This is a genomic window from Verrucosispora sp. WMMD703 (genome assembly GCF_049178935.1).
Classification (GTDB): domain Bacteria; phylum Actinomycetota; class Actinomycetes; order Mycobacteriales; family Micromonosporaceae; genus Micromonospora; species Micromonospora sediminimaris.
In genome coordinates this window covers 4,919,619-4,943,168 of record NZ_JBMHMM010000004.1, presented here as the reverse complement: position 1 = coordinate 4,943,168, position 23,550 = coordinate 4,919,619, and the positions used below count along the sequence as shown (strand labels likewise).

At 72.9% G+C, this 23,550-nt stretch carries 23 protein-coding genes; 16 read left to right on the top strand and 7 right to left on the bottom strand.

What is annotated here, in order from left to right; genetic code table 11:
• Window positions 1–5: 5 nt before the first annotated feature.
• Window positions 6–1,439, top strand: coding sequence for a MinD/ParA family ATP-binding protein (locus ACN26Z_RS22910; RefSeq protein ID WP_421463396.1), 1,434 nt, complete (start codon window positions 6–8; stop codon window positions 1,437–1,439).
• A gap of 298 nt (window positions 1,440–1,737) precedes the next feature.
• Entirely contained in the window at window positions 1,738–2,565 is an 828-nt protein-coding gene (locus ACN26Z_RS22905) for a DUF2567 domain-containing protein (protein WP_421464699.1), read from the top strand.
• Here the strand turns inward: ACN26Z_RS22905 and ACN26Z_RS22900 are convergent.
• Entirely contained in the window at window positions 2,477–3,178 is a 702-nt protein-coding gene (locus ACN26Z_RS22900) for an LON peptidase substrate-binding domain-containing protein (protein WP_421463395.1), read from the bottom strand. The genes ACN26Z_RS22905 and ACN26Z_RS22900 overlap by 89 nt on opposite strands.
• Window positions 3,179–3,284: 106 nt before the next feature.
• On the opposite strand from ACN26Z_RS22900, the gene hisD reads away from it, so the two are divergent.
• The 9 genes from hisD (at window position 3,285) to hisF (ending at window position 10,226) form a co-directional block, all read left to right on the top strand.
• A complete protein-coding gene (gene hisD / locus ACN26Z_RS22895) occupies window positions 3,285–4,643 on the top strand; it encodes a histidinol dehydrogenase (protein WP_421463394.1) in 1,359 nt (452 codons plus the stop codon).
• A complete protein-coding gene (locus tag ACN26Z_RS22890; RefSeq protein WP_421463393.1) occupies window positions 4,640–5,761 on the top strand; it encodes a histidinol-phosphate transaminase in 1,122 nt (373 codons plus the stop codon). Before hisD ends, ACN26Z_RS22890 begins: the two co-directional genes overlap by 4 nt.
• Window positions 5,758–6,369 carry an imidazoleglycerol-phosphate dehydratase HisB gene (gene hisB, locus ACN26Z_RS22885; protein ID WP_099844733.1) on the top strand — a complete coding sequence of 204 codons (612 nt, stop codon included), beginning with the start codon at window positions 5,758–5,760 and terminating at the stop codon, window positions 6,367–6,369. Before ACN26Z_RS22890 ends, hisB begins: the two co-directional genes overlap by 4 nt.
• A gap of 28 nt (window positions 6,370–6,397) precedes the next feature.
• On the top strand, window positions 6,398–6,571 hold the full coding sequence (locus tag ACN26Z_RS22880) for a hypothetical protein (protein ID WP_247673964.1): 174 nt from the start codon (window positions 6,398–6,400) through the stop codon (window positions 6,569–6,571).
• Complete coding sequence (hisH, locus tag ACN26Z_RS22875) at window positions 6,568–7,239, top strand: imidazole glycerol phosphate synthase subunit HisH (protein ID WP_282237439.1); 672 nt, start codon at window positions 6,568–6,570, stop codon at window positions 7,237–7,239. The genes ACN26Z_RS22880 and hisH overlap by 4 nt, the downstream gene beginning before the upstream one ends.
• 30 nt (window positions 7,240–7,269) lie before the next feature.
• Entirely contained in the window at window positions 7,270–7,590 is a 321-nt protein-coding gene (locus ACN26Z_RS22870) for a hypothetical protein (protein WP_093401544.1), read from the top strand.
• Window positions 7,591–7,612: 22 nt separating this feature from the next.
• Window positions 7,613–8,338, top strand: coding sequence for a bifunctional 1-(5-phosphoribosyl)-5-((5-phosphoribosylamino)methylideneamino)imidazole-4-carboxamide isomerase/phosphoribosylanthranilate isomerase PriA (priA, locus tag ACN26Z_RS22865; protein ID WP_093401543.1), 726 nt, complete (start codon window positions 7,613–7,615; stop codon window positions 8,336–8,338).
• Window positions 8,339–8,392: 54 nt separating this feature from the next.
• Window positions 8,393–9,391 (top strand): NADP-dependent oxidoreductase, encoded by a 999-nt coding sequence (locus ACN26Z_RS22860; protein ID WP_421463392.1) that lies wholly within the window; start codon window positions 8,393–8,395, stop codon window positions 9,389–9,391.
• 67 nt (window positions 9,392–9,458) lie between these two features.
• Window positions 9,459–10,226, top strand: coding sequence for an imidazole glycerol phosphate synthase subunit HisF (gene hisF / locus ACN26Z_RS22855; RefSeq protein ID WP_093401541.1), 768 nt, complete (start codon window positions 9,459–9,461; stop codon window positions 10,224–10,226).
• A gap of 66 nt (window positions 10,227–10,292) precedes the next feature.
• On the opposite strand, the gene ACN26Z_RS22850 is transcribed toward hisF, so the two are convergent.
• Complete coding sequence (locus tag ACN26Z_RS22850; protein WP_093401625.1) at window positions 10,293–10,754, bottom strand: hypothetical protein; 462 nt, start codon at window positions 10,752–10,754, stop codon at window positions 10,293–10,295.
• Between the two features lie 143 nt (window positions 10,755–10,897).
• Entirely contained in the window at window positions 10,898–11,545 is a 648-nt protein-coding gene (locus ACN26Z_RS22845) for a YitT family protein (protein ID WP_396885869.1), read from the bottom strand.
• Window positions 11,546–11,603: 58 nt separating this feature from the next.
• Here ACN26Z_RS22845 and ACN26Z_RS22840 point away from each other — a divergent pair, with 58 nt between their 5' ends.
• Both ACN26Z_RS22840 and ACN26Z_RS22835 read left to right on the top strand, forming a co-directional pair.
• Window positions 11,604–13,061, top strand: a complete 1,458-nt coding sequence (locus ACN26Z_RS22840; protein ID WP_093401539.1) for a PLP-dependent aminotransferase family protein — start codon at window positions 11,604–11,606, stop codon at window positions 13,059–13,061.
• A 141-nt stretch (window positions 13,062–13,202) separates the two neighbouring features.
• Complete coding sequence (locus ACN26Z_RS22835) at window positions 13,203–14,498, top strand: low temperature requirement protein A (protein WP_421463391.1); 1,296 nt, start codon at window positions 13,203–13,205, stop codon at window positions 14,496–14,498.
• A 106-nt stretch (window positions 14,499–14,604) separates the two neighbouring features.
• Here ACN26Z_RS22835 and ACN26Z_RS22830 read toward each other — a convergent pair whose 3' ends face one another.
• The 3 genes from ACN26Z_RS22830 to ACN26Z_RS22820 all read right to left on the bottom strand — a co-directional run bounded on the left by ACN26Z_RS22830 (window position 14,605) and on the right by ACN26Z_RS22820 (window position 18,255).
• Entirely contained in the window at window positions 14,605–16,425 is a 1,821-nt protein-coding gene (locus ACN26Z_RS22830; protein WP_210938191.1) for an AMP-dependent synthetase/ligase, read from the bottom strand.
• Between the two features lie 139 nt (window positions 16,426–16,564).
• Window positions 16,565–17,503: a terpene synthase family protein gene (locus ACN26Z_RS22825; RefSeq protein ID WP_282237445.1), complete on the bottom strand. Its 939-nt coding sequence runs from the start codon at window positions 17,501–17,503 to the stop codon at window positions 16,565–16,567.
• Window positions 17,504–17,625: 122 nt separating this feature from the next.
• Window positions 17,626–18,255: a TIGR03085 family metal-binding protein gene (locus ACN26Z_RS22820; protein ID WP_282237446.1), complete on the bottom strand. Its 630-nt coding sequence runs from the start codon at window positions 18,253–18,255 to the stop codon at window positions 17,626–17,628.
• Window positions 18,256–18,417: 162 nt separating this feature from the next.
• Here ACN26Z_RS22820 and ACN26Z_RS22815 point away from each other — a divergent pair, with 162 nt between their 5' ends.
• The 3 genes from ACN26Z_RS22815 to ACN26Z_RS22805 all read left to right on the top strand — a co-directional run bounded on the left by ACN26Z_RS22815 (window position 18,418) and on the right by ACN26Z_RS22805 (window position 22,869).
• Complete coding sequence (locus tag ACN26Z_RS22815; protein ID WP_421463390.1) at window positions 18,418–20,286, top strand: ABC transporter ATP-binding protein; 1,869 nt, start codon at window positions 18,418–18,420, stop codon at window positions 20,284–20,286.
• A 2-nt stretch (window positions 20,287–20,288) separates the two neighbouring features.
• Window positions 20,289–22,073 carry an ABC transporter ATP-binding protein gene (locus ACN26Z_RS22810; RefSeq protein WP_421464698.1) on the top strand — a complete coding sequence of 595 codons (1,785 nt, stop codon included), beginning with the start codon at window positions 20,289–20,291 and terminating at the stop codon, window positions 22,071–22,073.
• A gap of 64 nt (window positions 22,074–22,137) precedes the next feature.
• Window positions 22,138–22,869, top strand: a complete 732-nt coding sequence (locus ACN26Z_RS22805) for a DUF2470 domain-containing protein (protein WP_093401532.1) — start codon at window positions 22,138–22,140, stop codon at window positions 22,867–22,869.
• 11 nt (window positions 22,870–22,880) lie between these two features.
• Here the strand turns inward: ACN26Z_RS22805 and ACN26Z_RS22800 are convergent, their stop codons facing one another.
• The gene (locus ACN26Z_RS22800; protein ID WP_093401531.1) at window positions 22,881–23,477 is read right to left on the bottom strand and encodes a TetR family transcriptional regulator; all 597 of its coding nucleotides are present in this window, start codon (window positions 23,475–23,477) and stop codon (window positions 22,881–22,883) included.
• Window positions 23,478–23,550 lie beyond the last annotated feature (73 nt).

Genomic DNA, 23,550 nt, shown 5'->3' with positions numbered 1-23,550 from the left:
GATCCGTGGAGGGCAGCGAGACCGGTTGGGAACGGCCCGCCGAACCCGCACCGCGGTGGCGGGCGCTGCTCGACCGAGCCCGCCTCGGCGGACGCAGCGCAGAGCCGGCCGCCACCGAGCGGCGGGCCGAGGAGCCACCGCCGTCTCCGTCACCTGAGCCGTTGCCGCGGCGGGGGCCCGGCACCGGCTACGCGGGGCGGGCGCCGGCCGTCGGCCAGCCGGCGGACCGGTCGTACGGGGAGGAGCCGGCCTACCGCGCCGAACCTGCCTACCGCGCCGAACCTGCCTACCGGGTCGACCCGGCGCATCCGGTCCAGCCCTACCGCGGACAGCCGGCGCAGCCGCCGTACCCGGCGGTGCCGGAGCCGCGCCGGCCGGAGCCGATGGAGTCCCGGTACAACCTGCTGGACAACGGCTACCGGCACGCCGCGCCGCCGGTGGAGTCCCGGTACGCCCTGCTGGACAACGGCTATCAGCCGCCCTCGGCGGCGATGGCGCCCCCTGCCGTGGCGCCGCCGGTGGCACCGTTGCCGGCCGTGGCCCCGCCGACCCCGCCGCCGGCTGTGCTGCCGCCGGCCACCGTGGCCGGCCGCCCCGGGCGCATCGAGTGGCGTGCGCAGAGCGCCGGCAGCGACCTGGAACGGGCCGCCGCCGTGCTCCGGCGCGACCTGGGCACCCCCCGGGTGATCGCCTTCGCCAATCCGAAGGGCGGGGTGCACAAGACCACGGCCACCGTGCTGGCCGCGGCGACCGTCGGCAGCGTACGCGGCCGAGGCGTGCTGGCCTGGGACGACAACGAGCTACGCGGCACCCTCGGGCTGCGCGCCGGCAGCGCCCGGCACGCCCGAACGATCCGGCACCTGGTCGCCGATCTCGTGCAGATCGAGATCCGGGAGGGGGCGGAGCTGCTGGAGATCCTGGACGACTACCTGCGGCACGCCTCCGACGGGTCGTACGACGTGCTCGCCGGTGAGGAGAGCCCCCGGTTCGCCCAACGGCTGGACCAGTTCACCGTCAAGCGGGTGCTGGAGCTGCTGCGTCGCACCCACGACGTGATCTGTGTGGACACCGGCAACAACGTGGAGAGCCCGAACTGGCGTACCGTCATGCAGGCCGCCGATCAGCTGGTGGTCACCACGGTGCCCCGCGAGGACGCCGCGTTCAGCGCAGACTGGATGCTCGACCTGCTGCACGAGGAGGGGATGGGTCAGCTGGCCGACAACGCCGTCACGCTGATCTCCTGCCCCACCCCGGGCCGGTTGCCGTTGCAGGGCGACCTGGAGAAGCACTTCGCCACCCGGACCCGCGCGGTGACCGTGGTGCCGTACGACCCGGCGCTGGAGACCGGCTCGTCGATCGAGTACCACCAGCTCCAGGGCGAGACCCGACAGGCCTGGCTGCGGGCCGCCTCGGCGATGCTGGAGCCGTTCGGCCGCTGACCGACACGCGGGATACCGGCCGGCCGGGCGGCTCGCGGCACCTGCTGCCGCGACACGGTGTACGACCGACGACGGTAGCTGCGAGGATCATCGGGTGAGCCCGACCACCCCCGCCGCCGAACCGCCCGCCCGGCCGTCGGCTGCCCTGCCTAATTCGTCGACCGAGCCGACGACCAGATCGACAAGCCAGCCGGCGACGGACGCCGCCGTGGCGGCTACCCAGTCGGCGAGCCAGCCGGCCGCCGAGGCCGCCGCGCCGGGTACCGAGACCACCGAGCCGGGTGGCAAGGTCGCCGGGCTGGCCGCCGAGATCGACGGGCCGGCGGCTGCGGCCACCGGGCCGAGCAGCGACCCGGCTGCGGGGGCCGCGGTGCTCTCCGCCGAGACCGTCGATTCGACCGCCGGGGGGCCGGGTGGGCGTGGCCGAGTGGCGGCGTTCGGGGCGGCGACGGTGTTGGTCCTGGGCCTGCTGGGGGCGCCGCTGGGGTGGCTCTGGGCGGCGGTCGCGCCGGCCACGCCGGTCGTCAAGAGTGGCGACGGCGCGGTGTACGGCCAGGCGCAACCGGAACAGCCGATCGCCGCGGACGGATGGTTCAGCCTGCTCGGGCTGGCGTTCGGGGTGCTCACCGCGCTCGCCGTGTGGTTCCTGCTGCGTCGCCACCGGGGGCCGGTCGGGCTGGTCGTCGCGGCGGCCGGTGGGCTCGCCGCCGGACTGGTCGCCTGGCAGGTGGGGCGTCGGGTCGGCCTGGCCAGCTACCAGCGGCTGCTGGACAGCGCCCCGGACGGCACGCGCTTCAGCAAGCCGGCGGACCTGCGGGCCGGCGGGATCGAGCTGTTCCTCGGGGTGCTGCCGGTGCCCTACGGCAACCTGCTGCTGCCGGCCTTCGCCGCCGCGGTCACGTACACCCTGCTCGCCGGCTGGTCACGATGGCCGTCGCTGCGGCCCGAGCCGGAGCCGGACGCGGCCTGGCTCGCCGCGCATCCGCCGCTGCCCGCCGGGCCGGCGGGAGCAGCCGGTTCGGGGCCGGCGGGCGAGGTCAGTTCGGGGCCGGCGGGGGCGAGGCCAACTCCGCCAACGGCACCGGAACCGCCCGCACCTGGCGAAGCAGCGCCGCCTCGCGGTTGAGCAGGTGCAGTTCGGCGCGCAGCCGGGCCGCCGTGCCGTCGATGGCGAGTAGGCGCTGGCGGTCGGTCAACGTCAGCGCCGCGGTCGCGGCGACCAGGTGGGACAGCACCGTCGGGTCCTCGGGCAGCTGCTCGGTGAGCTGACCGGCCTCGGCCCGGATCAGGCCCAGGTACTGCCGGAAGACAGCGATCACCCGGGCCGCCAGCAGATCGGCGGTTTCGTCCGGGCCGTCCGGCTCGGGCAACCACTGCACCTCGGCGGTCAGGTACGGCGCGGAGGTCCGGTCGACGTCGCCCATCCGGAAACGACGCCGCCCCACGGTGACGATGTCGAAGCCTCCGTCATCCAACTCGCTGACCTGCCGCAGTTCGGCGGTGCAGCCCACCTCGTGCAGGGTGACCTCGCCGGTGCCGGACATGTCCTGGCCGGCAGCGGAGGCGACCTCCCAGCCACTGCGGATGGCCACCACCCCGAACTCGCGTGGGGCGCCCTCGGGCAGCGCGACGAGGTGTCGGACCAGCGCGCGGTAACGCTCCTCGAAGATGTGCAGCGGCAGTACCAGCCCCGGGAAGAGCACCGTGGCGAGCGGGAACACCGGCAGCCGTGCGGTCACGTGATCAAGCGTAGCCCGATCGGCGGGCGGCGGCGTGTCCCGGCTCACCGTCCCGGACAGCGGACGGCGCGGTCGGCCCGACGGAGGGCCGCCTAGACTCGCAGGCGTGTTGAACCGGATCGACCTGCGCGGTGGCGCGCGTGACCCGCGCCACCTGCTGCCTCGTGCCCAGCTCGACGTCTCGGTGGCGGTCGAGCGCATCCGCCCGATCGTCACGGCGGTGCGTGAGCATGGATATCCGGCGGTCCGCGAGGCCAGCGAGCGGTTCGACGGGATCGCCCCCGAGGTGCTGCGGGTGCCGGCGGAGGCCATCGCGGCGGCGGAGGGCACGCTGGACGACCAGGTCCGTGCGGCGCTGCTGGAATCGATCGCCCGGGCCCGGCGGGTGCACGCCGATCAGCGACGGGTCGACCACACCACCCAGGTGGTGCCCGGCGGCACGGTCACCGAGCGGTGGATCCCGGTCGACCGAGTCGGTCTCTACGTCCCCGGTGGGCTGGCGATGTACCCGTCGACCGTGGTGATGAACGTGGTGCCCGCCCAGGCGGCCGGCGTCCGGTCGCTGGTGGTGGCCAGCCCGCCGCAGAAGGACAACGGCGGCCTGCCCGATCCGCGGGTGCTCGCCGCCTGCGCGCTGCTCGGCGTCGACGAGGTGTACGCCGTCGGCGGCGCCCAGGCCGTGGCGATGCTGGCGTACGGCTGTGCCGTCGACGCCGCCGGCAGCGCGCACTGCGCACCGGTCGACATGATCACCGGCCCGGGAAACATCTGGGTCACCGCCGCGAAGCGGCTGCTGCGCGGGGTGGTCGGCATCGACGCGGAGGCTGGCCCGACCGAGATCGCGATCCTGGCCGACGACACCGCCGACCCGGTGCACGTCGCCGCCGATCTGATCAGTCAGGCCGAGCACGACCCTCTCGCGGCCAGTGTGCTGGTCACCCCGTCGGTCGCCCTGGCCGACGCGGTGGATCGGGAACTGGCCCGACTGGTGCCGGCCACCAAGCACGCCGAGCGGGTCGGCACCGCGCTGGGCGGCGAGCAGAGCGGCGTGGTGCTCGTTGACGACCTGACGGCGGGCCTGCGGGTGGTCGACGCCTACGCGGCCGAGCACCTGGAGATCCAGACCGCCGACGCCCGTCAGTGGGCGATGCGGGTACGCAATGCCGGCGCGGTCTTCGTGGGCGCGTACTCGCCGGTGTCGCTTGGCGACTACTGCGCCGGCTCCAACCACGTGCTGCCCACCGGGGGATGCGCCAGGCACTCGTCCGGGCTGTCGGTGCAGTCGTTCCTGCGCGGCGTGCACGTGGTGGAGTACACCGAGGAGGCGCTGCGGGAGGTCGCCGGCCACGTGGTGACCCTGGCGAACGTGGAGGATCTGCCGGCGCACGGCGAGGCCGTCACCGCCCGGGTTCCCGGTGCTTCCCCACCCCCGGCGCCGCAGTCGCCGACCGGGGCGACCACATGACCGGGTTGGCCGACCTGCCGATCCGTGACGATCTGCGGGGGCTGTCGCCGTACGGTGCGCCGCAGCTCGACGTGCCGGTGCGGCTGAACACCAACGAGAACTCCCACCCGCTGCCGGAGGCGGTGGCCGAGGCGATCGGCAAGGCCCTCGCGGCGGAGCTGCGCGACCTCAACCGCTACCCCGACCGGGACGCGCTGGCGTTGCGGGCCGACCTGGCCGGGTACCTCGGCCACGGGCTCACCGCCGACGGGGTGTGGGCGGCCAACGGTTCCAACGAGGTCCAGCAGCAGCTGCTCCAGGCGTTCGCCGGGCCGGGACGCAGCGCGCTCGGGTTCACCCCGGCGTACTCGATGCATCCGCTGTTGGCCCTCGGCACGGGCACCCGGTGGGTGCCGGCCCGCCGGGGCGCCGACTTCGCGCTCACCGCCGACGACGCGGTCGAGCAGGTCCGCGAGCACCGGCCGGACGTGGTCTTCCTCTGCTCGCCGAACAATCCCACCGGCACCGCGCTCGACCCGGCGGTGATCGGCGCGGTGCTGGACGTCGCTCCGGGGATGGTGGTCGTCGACGAGGCGTACGCGGAGTTCGCCCGGCCGGGCACGGTCAGCGCCCTGTCGATGCTGCCCGGGCACCCACGGCTGGTGGTCACCCGGACGATGAGCAAGGCGTTCGGGTTCGCCGGGGGTCGGCTGGGCTACCTGGCCGCCGATCCGGCGGTGGTGGCGGCGGTGCAACTGGTCCGCCTGCCGTACCACCTCTCCGCACTCACCCAGGCCGCCGCCCGGGCCGCGCTGGCGCACTGCGAGGCCCTGCTCGGCACGGTCGCCGAGATCGCCGAGCAGCGCGACCGCATCGTCAGTGAACTGCGCCGCCGTGGCCTGCGGGTCGCCGACAGCGACGCCAACTTCGTGTTGTACGAGGTGGGCGGCGACCAGTCGGTGGCCTGGCGGGCGCTGCTGGCGCACGGCGTGCTGGTACGTGACGTCGGCCTGCCCGGCTGGCTGCGGGTCACCGCCGGTACCCGGGCCGAGACCGACGCCTTCCTGGCCGCCGTGGACAGTATTCAGCGCGAGGGTTCCATCGCCCCGCAGCCGCGACCGACGAAAGGCACATCATGAGCCGGACCGCCCGGGTGGAGCGGATCACCAAGGAGACCAAGGTCCTGGTCGAGGTCGACCTCGACGGCACCGGAGTGGCCGAGATCAGCACCGGGGTCGGGTTCTACGACCACATGCTGCACCAGATCGCCCGGCACGGTGGCTTCGACCTGACCGTGCGCACCGTGGGCGACCTGGAGATCGACGCGCACCACACGATGGAGGACACCGCGCTGGCCCTCGGTGCCGCGTTCGACCAGGCGCTGGGCGACAAGGCCGGCATCCGCCGGTACGGTTCGGCCACCGTGCCGATGGACGAGGTGCTGGTCCGGGCGGCCGTGGACCTCTCCGGCCGGCCGTACGTGGTGCACGACGAGCCGCCCCTGGCGCCGTACATCGGTCCGGTCTATCCGACAAGCATGACCCGGCACATCTGGGAGTCCTTCGGCCAGGCGGCCCGGATCACGCTGCACGTGGACGTGTTGCGGGCGGCCCGGCCCGGCGGGCATCCGGACGCCCACCACGTGGTCGAGGCGCAGTTCAAGGCGGTGTCCCGGGCGCTGCGGGAGGCCACCGCGGTGGACCCGACGGCGGGCGGGGCGATTCCCAGCACCAAGGGGGCGTTGTGACGGGTACGGCGCGGCGGAGGTGTCGCCGGTGAGCGGCATCCTGCCCACGTTGCTGTTAATCCTGGCCGGCGTGCTTGTCGGCGGGGCGTTGTCCCTGCATCGGCAGGGTGCGCCCCGCGGCGCGGTGGTCGTCACCGCGCTGCTGGCCGTGCTGGCCACCGCCGCGGGGGTGCTCTGGCTGCTACCGGGGGACGGGTCGTGACCGGCCGACCCGACGGCGGGGCGGCCCCCCGTGGACGGCGTCGAATCGTGGTGCTCGACTACGGCTCGGGTAACCTGCGCTCCGCCGAGCGGGCGCTGGCCGCAGCCGGCGCCGACGTGGTGGTCACCGGTGACCTCGCCGCCGCGGCCGACGCGGACGGTCTGGTGGTTCCCGGAGTGGGCGCCTTCGCCGCCTGCGTGGCCGGCATCGAGGCGATCGGTGCCGGGCCGGTGATCGCCGGACGGGTCGCCGCCGGCCGCCCGGTGCTGGGCATCTGCGTCGGCATGCAGATCCTCTTCGAGTCCGGCGACGAGCACGGGGTGGTGACCAAGGGGCTGGGACTGCTGCCGGGCTCGGTCACCCGGCTCGCCGCCGCCCGGCTGCCGCACATGGGCTGGAACACCGTGCAGGCGCCGGTCGGCTCGGTGCTCTTCGCCGGCCTGCCCGCCGACAGCCGGTTCTACTTCGTCCACTCGTACGCTGTCGGCGACGCCGCCGCGTTGACGGCGTCCGGGGCCCGGGTGACCACGGCCCACCACGACTGTGACTTCGTCGCGGCGGTGGAACGCGGCGCGCTGTCGGCCGCCCAGTTCCACCCCGAGAAGTCCGCCGAGACCGGTGCCGCGTTGCTGCGCAACTGGCTGGCCACCGTGCCGGCCGGTGACTGAGCCGGTGGGGCGCACCCGCCGGGAGGCACAGTGAGCAAGGAACGGGCCCAGCGCCGGGCGGCCCGCGAGGCGGAGGCGGCCCGGCAGCGGGTGCTGCGCGAGCGGGCCACCGCCCGTCGGGCCCGCCGTCGGGCGTTGGTCCGCCGGGTGGTGCCGGCGGTGCGTCGTGGCCGCACCGGCCGGTTGCCGCGATACTCCCGGGGAGAGCGGGCCACGATCGTGGCGCTCACCCTGGCGGCGATCACCCTCATCTGGGTGCTCGTGCCCGATCTGGCGCTGCGGGTCGGGCTGATCCTGCTACTGCTGCTCGTCCTGCCGGTGATCGTGGTGATCGCCCTGGACCGCCGTTGACCATGCGAGAGGGACAAGACACATGAGCCTCACCCTGTTGCCCGCCGTGGACGTCGCCGACGGCCAGGCCGTCCGGCTCGTGCAGGGCGCCGCGGGCAGCGAGACCACCTACGGCGACCCGCTGGAGGCCGCGCTGGCGTGGCAGCGCGACGGCGCCGAGTGGATCCACCTGGTCGATCTCGATGCCGCCTTCGGCCGGGGCAGCAACGCCGAGCTGCTCGCCGAGGTGGTGCGCCGTCTCGACGTGCGGGTGGAGCTGTCCGGTGGCATCCGGGACGACGCCTCGTTGCGGGCCGCGTTGGCCACCGGTGCCGAGCGGGTGAACATCGGCACCGCCGCGCTGGAGGACCCGCAGTGGTGCGACCGGGTCTGCGCGGAGTACGGCGACCGGGTCGCGATCGGGCTGGATGTACGCGGCCGGACCCTGGCGGCCCGGGGCTGGACCCGCGACGGCGGCGACCTGTACGAGGTGCTGGAGCGGCTCGACAAGGCCGGTGCCTCTCGGTACGTGGTCACCGACATCACCAAGGACGGCACCATGCGGGGGCCGAACCTGGACCTGCTGCGCGAGGTGTGCGCCCGTACCGACGCCCCGGTGATCGCCTCCGGCGGCGTCTCCACCCTGGACGACCTGCGGGCGCTGGCCACCCTGGAGCCGGTCGGCGTGGAGGGCGTCATCGCCGGCAAGGCGCTCTACGCGGAGGCGTTCACCGTGGCTGAGGCGCTGGCGGTCCTGGCCAACCCGTGATCGGGCCGAGGCCCGGTCGCGCCATCGCCCCGACGGCAGAGAAAGGACACTCCCGTGCCCACCAACCGTGAGATCCAGCTGGCCTCGCGCCCGCAGGGCTGGCCCACCGAGGACAATTTCCGGCTCGTCACCGCCGAGGTGCCCACGCCCGGCCCGGGGCAACTGCTGATCCGCAACCGGTACATGTCGGTGGATCCGTACATGCGCGGGCGGATGAACGACGTTCGGTCCTACGTGCCGCCGTTCGCCCTGGACGCGCCGCTGGACGGCGGGGCGGTCGGTGAGGTGGTCGGCGGCGAGGCCGACGGGTTCGCCCCGGGTGACACCGTGCTGCACGGTCTCGGCTGGCGGGACTACGCGCTGGTCGAGGCGAAGGCGGCCCGCAAGGTCGAGCCGGGTCTCGCGCCGGTGACCGCGTACCTCGGTGTGCTCGGGATGACCGGGCTGACCGCGTACGCCGGGCTGCTTGAGGTGGCCGCGATGCGTCCGGGCGAGACGGTCTTCGTCTCCGGGGCGGCCGGCGCGGTCGGCAGCATGGTCGGCCAGATCGCCCGGCTCCGCGGTGCGGGCCGGGTGGTCGGCAGCGCCGGATCGGCGGCGAAGGTCGAGCGACTGCGAGCGCTCGGCTTCGACGACGCGTTCGACTACCACGACGGCCCGGTACGCGACCTGCTGCGGGCCGCCGCCCCCGACGGCGTCGACGTCTACTTCGACAACGTCGGCGGCGAGCACCTGGAGGCGGCCATCTCGTCGATGAACCTGCACGGTCGGGCGGCGATCTGCGGCATGATCGCGCAGTACAACGACACCGAGGCGCCGGCCGCCCCGCGCAACCTGGCCCAGGTGATCGGCAAGCGGCTGACCCTGCGCGGCTTCCTGGTCAACGATCACGGCCACCTGCGGGAGCAGTTCGTGCGGGAGGTCTCCGGGTGGCTGCGCGACGGCACGCTGGCGTACGACGAGACGGTCGTCGACGGCCTGGAGAACGCCCCGGCGGCCTTCCTCGGCCTGCTGCGGGGGGAGAACCTCGGCAAGATGCTGGTGCGGCTGTGACCGGCGGCGCACCCCGTCGCCCTGGTCGGGCCGGCGCAGGTCGTCCGGGCGGCGATAGGCTCGTCGCATGACGGTGGCGGTGCGGGTGATCCCCTGTCTCGACGTGGACGCGGGACGGGTGGTCAAGGGCGTCAACTTCCTCGACCTGCGGGACGCGGGCGACCCCGTGGAGTTGGCTGCCGCGTACGACCGCGCGGGTGCCGACGAGTTGACCTTCCTCGACGTCACCGCCTCGTCGAGCGACCGGGGGACGATGCTCGACGTGGTCCGGCGTACGGCGGAGTCGGTCTTCATCCCGCTGACCGTCGGCGGCGGGGTGCGGACGGTGGCGGACGTGGACACCCTGCTGCGCGCCGGAGCCGACAAGATCGGGGTCAACACGGCGGCGATCGCCCGGCCGGAGCTGCTCGCGGAGATCGCGGAGCGGTTCGGTCGGCAGGTGCTGGTGCTCTCGCTCGACGTGCGCCGCGCACCGGCGGGCACCACTGCCAGTGGCTTCGAGGTGACCACCCACGGCGGGCGGCGCGGCACCGGGCTGGACGCCGTGGAATGGGCGCGGCGCGGCGCGGAGCTGGGCGCGGGTGAGATCCTGCTCAACTCGATGGACGCCGACGGCACGAAGGCCGGGTTCGATCTGGAGCTCATCGGCGCGGTGCGCCGGGTCGTCGACGTCCCGGTGGTGGCGAGCGGCGGTGCCGGTGCGGCGGCCCATTTTCCTCCGGCGATCGGTGCCGGCGCCGACGCGGTGCTGGCCGCCAGTGTGTTCCACTTCGGGGAGCTGACCGTGGCGGAGGTCAAGGACGTGCTGCGCGGCGCCGGTCACCCCGTGCGCTGACGCCGATCACTGCGCTGCGGCCGTCAGGGCGCATCCTGGCAGCCGCGGCGGACGACGGCGCGGAGGTCAACCGCGTCCGGAGTGTCCCTCGGGGGAGCGTCGGGGCATCGGGATGGATCGCACCAGGTACTCCTGCACGGCGGCGGCGTGCTCCTGCTCGTCGAGGTGCCAGTCCGCGGTGCCGGGCGCGTGCCGGCGGCTGAGCACCCCCTGCACGGTGTCGACGGTGGTGGCCAGCCCGGCGCTCGGCCGGGAGCGCCACAGGTGCTCGCCGTCGGGCGTGATCCGGAACCAGCCGTCGGAGACGTCGACCAGCCCGGCGCCGAGCAACCGGCGGATCGCCTCCTCGATGTCGTGCCGATCGGGGATGCTGCGGTCGAGATGGTCGGCCGTGGAGAGCACGTCGGCGAGGCGTACCCCCTCGGGGCGGCGAGTGGTCGTGGACCGTCGGTGGCGTCCGGCGCCGCTGGCGATCACCAGCGAGACGAAGATCCATGCGTCGGTACGACGCCAGGCGTTGTCCCCCATGCGGAGATTCTGCCGGGCGACCCGGCTCCAGGAAAACACCGACCGTCGCACTGCGACCGTGAGTGGCATCATGATTGCCGACAGTCGATGTGGGTGGACGGAAGCGGCCCGATCCGGTATGTGGCGGTGGCGCTGGGTGGTCGTCAGGTCGCCGGAGCCGGCTCGATCCGGGCCGGTGGGTTCGGTTCGGCGACGTCGAACAGCGGCAGGAACAGTTGGGCCAGTGGTCCGATGGTCAGCGCGTAGGCGATGGTGCCGATGCCGACCGTGCCGCCGAGCAGCGCTCCCACGGCCAGCACGCCGACCTCGATGACGGTGCGGACCAGGCGTAGCGACCGGCCGGGGCGGCGGGCGACCAGGCCGGTCATCAACCCGTCGCGGGGGCCCGGGCCGAGTCGAGCGCCGAGGTAGAGCGCGGTGGCCGCGCCGTTGCCGACGATCCCGACGACCAGCAGGACGATTCGCAGCGCAAGTGGCCCTCCGGGTGGCAGCAGGGCCAGGGTCGCGTCGACCGCCAGGCCGATCACCACCACGTTGGCGACGGTGCCGAGGCCGGGGCGTTGGCGCAGCGGGATCCAGGCCAGCAGCACCAGCGCGCCCACCGCGATGACCACGGTGCCCATGCTCAGGCCGGTCAGTCGGGACAGCCCCTGATGGAAGACGTCCCACGGGTTCAGCCCGAGCCCGGAGCGGATCATCAGCGCCATGCTGAAGCCGTAGAGGACGAGCCCGACGAACAGGTGGGTGAGCCGTCGCGTCGGCCGGTGCCGGAGGTTGCCAATCATTGCCACGCATGCCACTCTAGGTGCCAATTGGCCCCGCGACAGAGCCAATATTGGGAGAGTGGCCATGGTCAGTCAAGTGCGTGGGGTCCAATTGGCCCGGCTGCTCGGGCAGTGGCACGCCCTGCCCGGCCGGCGACGCAGCCCTGACTACGCCGCGCTGGCCGGGGCGGTACGCGGTCTGCTCGCCGACGGGCGGCTACCTCTCGGCGTGCGCCTGCCGGCCGAACGCGACCTGGCCGAAGCGCTGCGGATCAGCCGTACCACCGTCACGGCCGCGTACCGCGAGCTGCGCGACAGCGGGCACCTGGCCAGCCGGCGGGGTGCCGGAAGCTGGACGATGCTGCCGGGAACGCACCGGGTGGCGCCCAACGGGCTCTGGATCCCGCTGGACGACCGGGACATGCTCGACCTCGGGGTGGCGGCGCTGGCCGCCCCGCCCGAGCTGCTGCCGGCGGCCCGCGCGGCGGCGGAGGACCTGCCCCGCTACCTGAGCGGCGCCGGGTACCACCCGATCGGGATCATCGAGCTGCGGGAGGCGGTCGCCCAGCGCTACACCGAGCGGGGCCTGCCCACCTCGCCCGACCAGATCATGGTCACCAACGGTACGCAGCACGCCCTGGACCTGGTACTACGGTTGGCACTCGCGCCGGGCGGCGGGGTGCTTGTCGAGTCGCCGAGCTACCCCAACGCGCTCGCCGCGCTCGCCGCCCGGCGAGCCCGGATCACCACGTACGGCCTGGCCGCCGATGCCGACGGTTGGGACGCAGACCTGCTGCTGGGCACGCTGCGGCAGGTGCGGCCCCGGGTCGGGTACCTGATCCCCGACTTCCAGAACCCGACCGGGCACCTGATGCCGGCCGAGCTGCGGGAACGGGTGGTGGCCACCGCGCACGCGGTCGGCACCGACCTCGTGATCGACGAGTCGTTCGTGGACCTGCCGCTGGACGGGACGGACCTGCCGCCGCCGACGGCGAGCTTCGACCGGCACTCCCGGGTGGTGAGCATCGGCGGCATGAGCAAGCCGTTCTGGGGCGGGCTGCGGATCGGCTGGATCCGCACCTCGGCGCCACAGGTGCAGCGGCTGGCCGCGGCCCGGGTGGGGGTGGACATGTCCAGCCCGGTGCTGGACCAGTTGGTCGCGGTGCACCTGCTGGACGTCGCGCCGGCCATCGTGGCCGCCCGGCGGGCGCAACTGGCCGTGCAGCGTGACGCGTTGCTCGGCGCGCTGGCCGCCCGGCTGCCGGAGTGGCGGGTCACCGTGCCGCGTGGCGGAGTGACCCTCTGGGCCGAGTTGGACGGGCCGATCTCCAGCGCTCTGGCGCGGGCCGCCGAGGAGGTCGGCGTACGCCTGGCGCCCGGACCCCGCTTCGGCCTCGACGGGACGCTGGAGCGTTTCCTGCGGCTGCCGTTCACCCTGCCGGCCACCGACCTGGTCGAGGCGGTCGGACGGATCGCGGCGGTCCGGTACGACCTGGACCGGGCGGGGCAGCCCCGCTGGCGGGAGCCCGCCGTCATCGCCTGAGCGGCGCAGCGGCACGGGTCGTCACCGGCTCGGCCGGTCGGGAGGCGGGCTCGATGCGGCCGTGTCGCGGCGGCCGGCCACCGGTGCCGGGGGTTCGTGGAACCTGCCCGGGCCCGTCGTCGTCCTTGGCACACTGCCCGGGTGGGCACTGGCGGGAGACTCGAACTGGTCAGCTGGGGACGGCCCGGCACCCGGGTGACCCGCCTTGAGCTCTTCTACGACGTGGTCTTCGTCTTCGCCTTCCTCAACGTCACCACCTTGACCTCCGAGAATCTAACCGGGGTGGCCCTGTTCGAGATGTTCCTCGTGCTGGCGCTGCTGTGGTCGTGCTGGAGCGGCTTCGCCGCACTCGGCAATTTCGTCCGTGCCGACCAGGCGATCATGCCCGCGATCGGCTTCGGCATCATGGCGTCGATCTTCGTGCTGGCCCTCACCACCGACGTGGCGTTCTTCGACGAGCCGGGCGGTCTGGACGGTCCGCTGGTGTTCGCCACGGCCTACCTGCTCACCTGGCTGATCAAGATCGTGACCTTCTGGGTGGGTGTGCGGGTGTTGTCACGTCGCCGGGCGCTGCTACTGACGCTGCCGACGACGGGCGGCGCGGTGCTCATCCTGATCGCCGCTGTGCTGCCCGACATGTTCTTCGACGGCACGGTGGCGCTGGGCGTGCGGCTCGGGCTGTGGGTGGTGGCACTGTCGTTCGAGTACGCCACCGCCCTGATGCTGATCCGTACCGAGTGGCAGGTGCGCTCGGCCGGGCATCTGGCTGAGCGGCACGGACTGATCGTGCTCGTCGCGCTGGGTGAATCGGTGATCGCCCTGGGCCTGGGTGCGGCGGAACGCACCGGACGGCCGATCACCTGGTGGGCCATCTACGCGGCCGGCGTCACCCTCGGCATCATCTTCGCGCTGTGGTGGCTCTACTTCGACACCCTCGCCCTCGCCATGGAGCAGCACCTGCACGGTGTGCGAGGGGCGGAGCGGATCCCCCTGATCCGCGACGTCTACACCTACCTGCACCTGGCGTTGATCGTCGGGATCATCTTCTTCGCCCTCGGGATCAAGCGCATGCTCGCCCGCCTCACCGACCCCGACGTGCTGGCCAGCCGGGACATCTTCGGCGGGCTGGAACTGCTCTCGCTCTACGGCGGGTTGGTGGTCTACCTGCTGGCGTTGGTCGCCATGCAGTGGCGCATGTTCCATCGGTTGGCCCGCCGGCCGCTGGTGGCTGCCGGCCTGCTGACCGTCTCGGCGCCGGTGCTGCTGTCGTTGCCGACCCTGGTCGACCTGACCCTGATCGGTGTGGTCTTCGTCGTCCTGGCGCTGATGCAGATCGGGCGGGACCGCCAGGTGCGCCGACGGGTGCGGAGCCTGGCCCTGGAGGAGCAGGTCGCCCTGGAGGACGAGGCGAACGTGTTCCGCGGCCGCCGCCTGTGAGCCGAGCGTCATCGCCTGAGCGGCTGACTCGCCGCTGTCCGTGGCGCGGCACGGATCGGCCCCGCACCCCGGGGAGGGACGGGTGCGGGGCCGAGGCCGTGGGCCGTCAGATCTCGGCGACGGTGCCGGCGTACATCTTGTCGATCTCGTCGGCGAAGTTGTTCTCCACGCCACGGCGCTTGATCTTCAGCGAGGGGGTGATCTCGCCGTCCTCGATGGTGAGGTCGCGCCGCAGGATGGTGACCTTCTTGATGGTCTCCCAGCGGTTCAGCTTCTGGTTGAGCTGGGCGACGTACTCCTCCACCATGGCCTGGGCCTCCGGAGAGGCGACGATCTCGGCGTACGGGCGACCCTCCAGCGGGGTGCCGGCCGCCCAGCCGGCGATGGCGTCCGGGTCCAGCGTGACGAGCATGGTGCAGTAGTTGCGGGCCTGGCCGATCACCACGGCCTGCGAGGTGTACGGGCAGGTGGCCTTGAACATGCCCTCGATGTGCGACGGTGCGACGTACTTGCCGCCGGAGGTCTTGACCAGGTCCTTCTTGCGGTCGGTGATGCGCAGGTAGCCGTCGTCGTCGAGGCTGCCGATGTCGCCGGTACGGAAGAAGCCGTCCTCGGTGAACGCGGCGGCGCTCTCCTCGGGCAGGTTGTGGTAGCCCCGCATCACCGGCCGGCCCTTGAGCAGGATCTCGCCGTCGGTGTCGATGCGGCACTCGAGGTCGCCCATGGCCCGCCCGACGGTGCCGATCCGCAGCCCGTCGGGCGGGTTGACGAAGTTGCCGGCGCTGGTTTCGGTAAGCCCGTAGCCCTCGGAGATCGGCAGGTTCGCCGCGGCGAAGAAGGTGGCGATCTCCGGGCTGAGCGGGGCGGCGCCGGAGACCAGTACCCGGATCCGGCCACCGAGCCGGGCCTGGAGCTTGCTGAAGACCAGCTTCTCCGCCAACGTGTACTTGAGCTTCAGCCCGCCCGGCACCGGTTTGCCGGCCTGCTCCAGGGCGACCTTCTCCTTGCCGACGCCGACCGCCCAGGCGAAGATCTTGGCCTTCGCCCCACCGGCGTCCTGTGCGGTGGTGACCGACTTGTTGTAGACCTTCTCGAAGACCCGGGGTGCGCCGCACATCAGCGTCGGGCGGACCACCGAGAGCAGTTCGACGAGCTTGTCGACCCGGCCGTCCACGTACGTGGGCAGGCCGACGTGCGTGGCGCCGCAGAGCAGCGTCTTGCCGAACGAGTGGGACAGCGGCAGCCAGAGGTACTGGAGGTCGTCCTCGCGGAGCAGCCCGACCGCCTCCTGCGCCACGCCCTCCCAGCACCAGCCGCCGTGCAGGAGCTCGACGCCCTTGGGACGGCCGGTGGTGCCGGAGGTGTAGATCAGGGTGGCCAGATGATCCGGGCCGATGCCGGCGACCAGGCGCTCGATCAGTTCCGGATCCTCGGCGAGCCGCTGGGCGCCCTGCTCCTCCAACTCGGCGAGGGTCAGTTGCGGCACGGCCGCGGACGGGTCGGGGGCACCGTCGAAGAGGACCACGTGGGTCAGCGCGGGCAACTGCGCTCCGGCGATCTTGGCCGCCTGGTCCGGGTTCTCCGCGAACAGCACCTTGGAGCCGGAGTCGGAAATGATGTAGGTGGCGTCCTCCGGCTCGGTGGTCGGGTAGACGGTGGTGGTGGCGCCGCTGGCGCACATGATGCCGAAGTCGGCGATCACCCACTCGATCCGGGTGTTCGCCAGGATCGCGACCCGGTCCTCCTGACCGACGCCCAGGCCGTGCAGGCCGGCGGCGATCGCCGTGGCCCGCTGGGAGACCTGCGCCCAGGTCAGCCAGACCGGGCCGTCGGGGCCGGGGTGGGCGAAAGCGTGGCGGTCGGGGGAAGCCGCGACGCGCTTGAGGAACATGTCAGGAATGGAGCTGTACGGTACATCGAGAGCCATCGCTGTAGCCGCCTTCGGGGGTGGAGGCGTGACGGTCGTCACGGTCGGTGTTCGTTACCGAAGGGTATTGCCTGTCCCCGGGCATCGGCTAGCCCTGACGATCATCCACCAGCCTCTTCCCACGAAAGGCACCCTCGTCTCACTCGTAGCGGGCCGCCGCCCGTGACCAGTCGTAGGTGGCCCGGATCCAGTTCCGCCGGGTGTCCAACGCCGGGCGTACCGCGTCGCCGTGGCTGGCCAACAGGTCGGTCTCGGCCGCCAGATACGCCCCGAGTCGATCGTTGAACCGGTCGGCAGCGGCCCGCAGCGCCACCGACTCGTCGCCGGTCTCCCTGGCCAGTACCGTGATCAGATTGTGCGCGTCCGGCCCACCCTGGTGCTCCTTGCGGTAGGAGAAGACGTCGTTGCACCAGCAGATGAGATCGGCGGCCAGCGCCTCCAGGGTGGCCCACCCGGGATCGGCTCGGCGTACGGCCGGCGGAAAGCCGTCCAACGCCAGGTCGGTAAGGGTGAGGCTGGGGTACACGGCGCCGGTGTGCCGGCGCATCTGGACGTACTCGTCGATCGGCGGGACCCGCTCGTGTTCCCGGTTCGCCGCCTCCCACAGCAGCGCGAGCAGGTACTCGCGCATCCCGGCGACGAATCGCAGCAGCACCGCCGGACGCCGGTGGCCACGCACCCGTTGGCACAGGTCGGCCAGGCCGAGCGCCAGCGTCCCGGCCGCTCCGGGCGGCACCGGACCCGGCGCGCCCTGGCGGTCCAGCACGTCCAGCAGCGCTGCCACGGTCGGCGCGAGTCGGGTGGGTTCGGCACCCAGCCCGTCCTCGTCGCAGGCGTCGTCCATCACGAACAGCCAGGAGATCAGATCGGTCAGTAGGCGCAGACGTTCCCGCGGAGCCTGCGGACAGGCCCGCCCAGCGAGCCCGGCGGCATCTGCCCGGTGCAGCCGCTGCCCGTTACTGATCAGGCCCAGGTCCTGCGCCCAGTCCGCGCTCTCCCGCGCCACGTGCTCGGTGTCCTCGTGCCGCACGTGGGCGAACGGAGGCTCGCGCAGGGCCGAGACCACAAAGCTTCGCATCGCGCTCCCTGTCGCCGCCCCCCCACGAGGCGGCGCGGTCAGCGTACGGGAGCACCGATCGTGGTCGACCGATGAGCTGAGTAACGTTTCGGATTTTGCCGTGACCGGTTCCGCACAGAGGGTTAGAAGCCCAGGCTGGCGGTGCGGAGCCGATCGGCCAGGGCCGGCGCGCCGTCGAGTTGCACCCGCGCCGCGCGTTGCCGGCCGGACAGGAACAGGGCCAGCTCACCGGGGGTGCCGACCAGCCGCAGCGGTTCGCCGCCACGGCCGGTGGCCACCTCGCCGTGGCCGGGCGCCTGCACCAGCACCTGGGCCGGAAAGCGGCGCAGCGCCATCCGCCCCAGCGTCGACACCCGTCGCCACAGTCCCCGCTCCAACCCCACCGGCAACTCCCGGGGCTGCCAGCCGGCCCGGGCGCGGCGTACGTCCTCGTGGTGGATGAAGAACTCCAGCGTGTTTGTCAGCTCGTCGGTCAGCGGGTTGCTCACCGGGCTCCACAGCGGAGGACGTCGCACCTGAGCGAGCAGTTCGGTCCAGTCGAGGGCGGCGACCTGACGCCGCACCCGCTCGGCGTGCCCGCTCAGTGGTGGGAGGACGATGCCCGCGGCGGCGTCCGGACGACGCTCCCGGACCACCAGGTGGGCGGCGAGGTCACGGGTCGTCCAGCCCTCGTTGAGGGTCGGGGCGTCCGGGCCCAGGGTGGACATCAGTTCGGTGAGCGCCTCGCGCTCCGATCGGGCGTACCGCGGCATGGCAGTGATCGTAGGCCGGTGCGGGGCAGCTCGCGTCCTGAGCCGGGCGCGCGGGCGACCCGGGTCCCGGGGTGACGTCGGACATATCGCCGCGGGTCGGCGTACCGGGTCGGTAGCGGTAAGGATGAGAGAGGATTATGGCGGCTTACGGCGGGGGAGAATGTGGCGAGCGGGACTAGTCGGGACGTGCTCGGTCGCGGGCTGACCGTTCTCGGGCGGGCCATCCGGGAACAACCGAGGATCTTCGCGGTCGCGGTGGCCGGCAGCGTGCTGTTCGGGCTGATGGTGGTCGCCAGCGCGTTCGTGGTCGGCGCGGTCGTCGGTGATGTGGTGGTGCCGGCCGTCGAGAGCGGTTCGGTGGCGGTGGGCGCGTTGGGGCTGGCCGCCGCGGCACTGCTCGGGCTGAGTGTGCTGCGGGTGGTCGGCATCTTCGGTCGCCGGCTCGGCGCCGGCTACATGCAGTTCCGCCTCCAGGCCGCCTACCGTCGCCGGGTCACCCGGCGGTACCTGGAACTGCCGCTGTCCTGGCACCACCGCAACGCCACAGGCACGCTGCTGTCCAACGCCAACTCCGACGTCGAGGCCGCCTGGCAGCCGATCGCGCCGCTGCCCTTCGCGGTGGGCACGCTGGTGATGCTGATCGGCGCGGTGACGTCGCTGTTCGCCGTCGACTGGGCGCTGGCGCTGGTCGGGCTGGCCGTCTTCCCGGCCCTGTTCGCGCTCAACGTGGCGTACTCCCGCCGGATGGCGCCCCGGCAGGCGCGGGCGCAGCGGCTGCGCGCCGAGGTCAGCGGCATCGCGCACGAGAGCTTCGACGGCGCGCTGGTGGTCAAGACGATGGGTCGGGAGGCCCAGGAGACCGCCCGGTTCGCGGCCCGGGCCGGCCAGTTGCGCGACGCGCTGATCTCGGTCGGTCGGCTGCGGGGCATCTTCGACCCGATGCTGGAGACGCTGCCCAGTCTCGGCACCCTCGCGGTGCTGGTGGTCGGCGCGTACCGGCTGCGGCAGGGTGCCATCGAGGTGTCCGAGCTGGTCAGCGTGGCCTTCCTCTTCACCGTGCTGGCGTTCCCAGTGCGGGCCATCGGCTGGGTGCTGGCCGAACTGCCGCGCAGCGTCGCCGGCTGGGACCGGATCCGCCGGGTGCTCGACGCCACCGGCGAGATGCCGTACGGCGACACCCGGCCGGACCCGGCCGTGGCGACGCCGGCCACGCTCACCTTCACCGACGTCGGCTTCGCCTACGAACCGGCGGAGGCGCACCTGCCCGGCGCCGAGGTGTTGGGCGAGGTCACCTTCACCGTGCCGGCGGGCAAGACCGTCGCCCTGGTCGGACCGACCGGCGCCGGCAAGTCGACGATCACCGCGCTGGCGGTCCGGCTGGTCGATCCATTGTCGGGCACGGTCAGCATCGACGGCGTGGATGTTCGCGACCTGGCCGCTGACGTGCTTGCCGGCACCGCCGCGCTGGTCGCCCAGGTGCCGTTCGTCTTCGACGACACGGTCCGGGCCAACGTCTCGCTGGACCGTCCGGGCGTCGACGACGAGGCCGTCTGGGCCGCGCTGCGCCTGGCCGAGGCCGACGGGTTCGTCGCCGCCCTGCCCGACGGGCTGGACACCATGGTCGGTGAGCGGGGTACCTCCCTCTCCGGCGGCCAGCGGCAGCGACTCACCCTCGCCCGGGCGTTGGCGGGTCGTCCCCGCCTGTTGGTGCTCGACGACGCGACAAGCGCGGTCGACCCCCGGGTGGAGGCCGCCATCCTGGCCGGGCTGCGCTCGTCGTCCGGCGGCGGCCCGGGCGCGTCGATCCTGGTGGTGGCCTACCGGCGGGCGACCATCGCGCTCGCCGACGAGGTCATCTACCTGGAACAGGGGCGGGTCGTGGCGCGGGGCACCCACAGCAGGCTGCTGGCCACCGTGCCGGGGTACGCCGATCTGGTCACCGCCTATGAGCAGGCCGAGGTCGACCACGACCGGCAGCGCACGTACGACGAGGTCACCCCGATGACCTCCGGACTGGAGGTGGACCGGTGAGCGTGGGAGCGGGGACGGTCGGCGAAGCGCCTGAGCAGGCCGAGTCGACGTGGCGGACGCTGCGGCGAGGGCTGGCGCTCTCCCCGGAACTGCGGGTCGGGCTGGCCGGCACCCTCGGTCTGGCGCTCGTGTACATGGTCGGCCGGGTGGCCGTGCCGGTGGCGGTGCAGCAGGGCATCGACCGGGGCATCGCCGGCGGGTTGGACCTGGACGCGCTGTTCGTGGTGGTGTCGGTCACCGCGGCGGTGCTGGTGGTGACCACGACGTGTGGCTACCTGATGATGCGCCGGCTGTTCACGGTCAGCGAGACGGCGCTGGCGGGGGTACGCGTACGTGCCTTCCGGCACGTGCACGACCTGTCGATGCTGCACCAGCAGTCGGAGCGGCGCGGTTCGCTGGTCTCCCGGGTCACCAGCGACGTCGACCAGATCACCCAGTTCCTCCAGTGGGGCGGGGTGATCCTCCTGGTCAACCTGGGGCAGTTGGCGGTCACCACGGCCGTGATGCTGGCGTACTCGTGGCAGTTGACCCTCGTGGTCTTCGCCGCCTTCGGGCCGGCGGTGCTGGTGATCCGGCTGCTCCAACGCCGGCTCGCCGCGGCGTACGGGGTGGTCCGGCAGCGCACCGGCGCCCTGCTGGGCGCGGTCGGGGAGAGCGTGGTCGGCGCGCCGGTGATCCGGGCGTACGGCATCGCGGGGCGCACGGCCCGGCGGCTGGACGAGGCGATCGACGGTCAGCGGCGGGCACAGCAGAAGGCGATCCGGATCAGCATTCTCGGCAGCTCGGTCGGTGAGCTGGCGGCCGGCCTGGCGTTGGCCGGTGTGGTGGTGCTGGGGGTGTTCCTCGGCGCCGACCAGACGCTGAGCATCGGTGAGATCACCGCGTTCCTGTTCCTGGTGACGCTCTTCATCCAGCCGGTACAGATCGCCACCGAGGTGCTCAACGAGGCGCAGAACGCGATCGCCGGCTGGCGTCGGGTGCTCGACGTGCTGGACGTCGAACCGGATGTGGCGGATCCCGGGTCGCAGGGGCGTGAGCTGCCCACCGGGCCGCTGGACATCCGCTTCGGCGGCGTACGTTTCGCCTATCCGGGCGGCCCGACGGTGCTGCATGACATCAGCCTGGAGATACCGGCGAAGAGTCGGGTGGCGGTGGTCGGTGAGACCGGCAGCGGCAAGACAACCTTCGCCAAGCTGGTGACCCGGCTGATGGACCCGACGGCGGGGGCGGTGCTGCTGTCCGGGGTGCCGCTGACCGACGTGCGCTTCGACTCGCTGCGCTCCCGGGTGGTGATGGTGCCGCAGGACGGGTTCCTGTTCGACGCCACGGTGGCCGACAACGTCCGCTTCGCCCGCCCGGAGCTTACCGATGAGCAGCTGACCGCCGCGTTCACCGAGCTGGGTCTGGCTGACTGGCTGGACGGGTTGCCCGCCGGGCTGGCGACCGGGGTGGGGGAGCGGGGCGAGGCGTTGAGCGTGGGGGAGCGTCAGTTGGTGGCGTTGGCCCGGGCGTACGTGGCCGATCCGGACCTGCTGGTGCTGGACGAGGCGACAAGCGCGGTGGATCCGGCCACCGAGGTGCGGTTGCAGCGGACGTTGGACGCGGTGACCCGGGGTCGGACCACCCTGGCGATCGCGCACCGGTTGTCGACCGCGCAGAACGCCGACGAGGTGATCGTGGTGGATCAGGGGCGGGTCGTGCAGCGTGGTTCGCACGACGAGCTGATCCGCGACCCGGATTCGGTGTACGGGCTGCTCTACGCCTCGTGGCTTGAGCAGACCCGGTAGACGCCGCCGGGCCGATGCCATACCCTCCGAGTTAGGTAAGCCTAACCTCAAAGGAGGTCGTGTCATGCGGCCCAGCCCCGCTGAGATCGTCCGGACCCTGGTTGCGGGTCGGTTGCCTGGCCTCGTTCACCTGGCCTGCCGGCCCGGCCTGCATCATGCGCGCCACGCCACCGACCCCGAGGGGCGGGTGCTGCTGCTGGTGCCGGTGGTCAGCGATCTCGCGGCAGCGCTGGGTGCCGGTGCCGAGGAGCGTGCCGTCGCGGTGGTGCTCGACGTGCTGGACCTGCCGCCCGCCGCCGGGGCGCCGTCACTCGGCCGGGCCCTGGTCTCCGGTTGGGCGCGCCGGTTGGCCGGCGACGAGGCACGGGGCGCCGCGCTGGACTTTGCCGCGGTGGAGCCCACCGGCGACCTGCTCGACGTCGGCACCCGCTTTCGGCTGTTCCGCTTCGAGGTGGCGGAGGCGCGTTGGCACCGGGCCGGCGAGTTGCGCCGGATCGACCCGGCGGCGTACGCGGAGGCCGAGCCGGATCCGCTGCACCCGGTCGAGGCGGGGCTGCTCGCCCACCTCGGCGAGGACCACGCCCAGCGGATGACGGACTACCTGCGCCGGCAGCTTGGCCTGGCCGCCGGTCCGGCCGGGCACGCGCCACGGGTCGAGCGGATCGACAGGTACGGAATGCTGGTGACCTTCGGTCGGCCGGGTGCCCGGCGACGTGCCCGGCTCTCCTTCGGCCGCCGGTTGACCGACCAGGCCGACCTGACCCGGCTGCTGGAGCCGGTGCTCAGCGCGGGCTGATCCTGGGCGACTCAGCCGCCGAGTTCGCCGGTCAGATAGCGGTGCACGGTCGGGCCGACCGTGGCGATCAGGGTCTCCGGCGCGGCGGAGGCGACCGGCTCCAGCCGGATCACGTAGCGCATCAGCGCCAGCCCGACGAGTTGGCTGGCCACCAGCGACCCGCGCAGCGGCACCTCGGCCGGATCGACGTCGAGCTGGTCGAGGACCCGGCGCAGCACCTGGGTGGTGAGAAACTCGCGCAGCAGCCGGGCGGTCCATTCGCTGCTGACCGCGGAGCGCAGCAGGGCCACCCCGGCGGCACCGGCGGGCGAGTCCCAGACCGTGACGAACATGCGGACCAGCCGTTCGCCGAGGGCTGCACGGTCACCGGCGAGCACCTTGGGCAGCAGTTCCCCCGGGTTCACCGGAAAGCGCATGGCGGCCAGGAAGAGCTGTTCCTTGGTGCCGAAGTAGTGGTGCACCAGCGCCGGATCGACCCCGGCGGAGGTGGCGATGGCTCGGATGGTGCTGGTGTCGTAGCCGCGTTCGGCGAAGACGGCCCGGGCGGCGTCGAGAATCGTGTCCCGGGTGCCGGGTTTGCCGGGTCGCCGTCCGCTGCGCCGTACCATCGCCCTCCCTCGCTCCTGTCCGCGCCGGTGCCTGCCCGGCGCGCGCGGTCCACCCGCGCCGGGCAGGCATGGT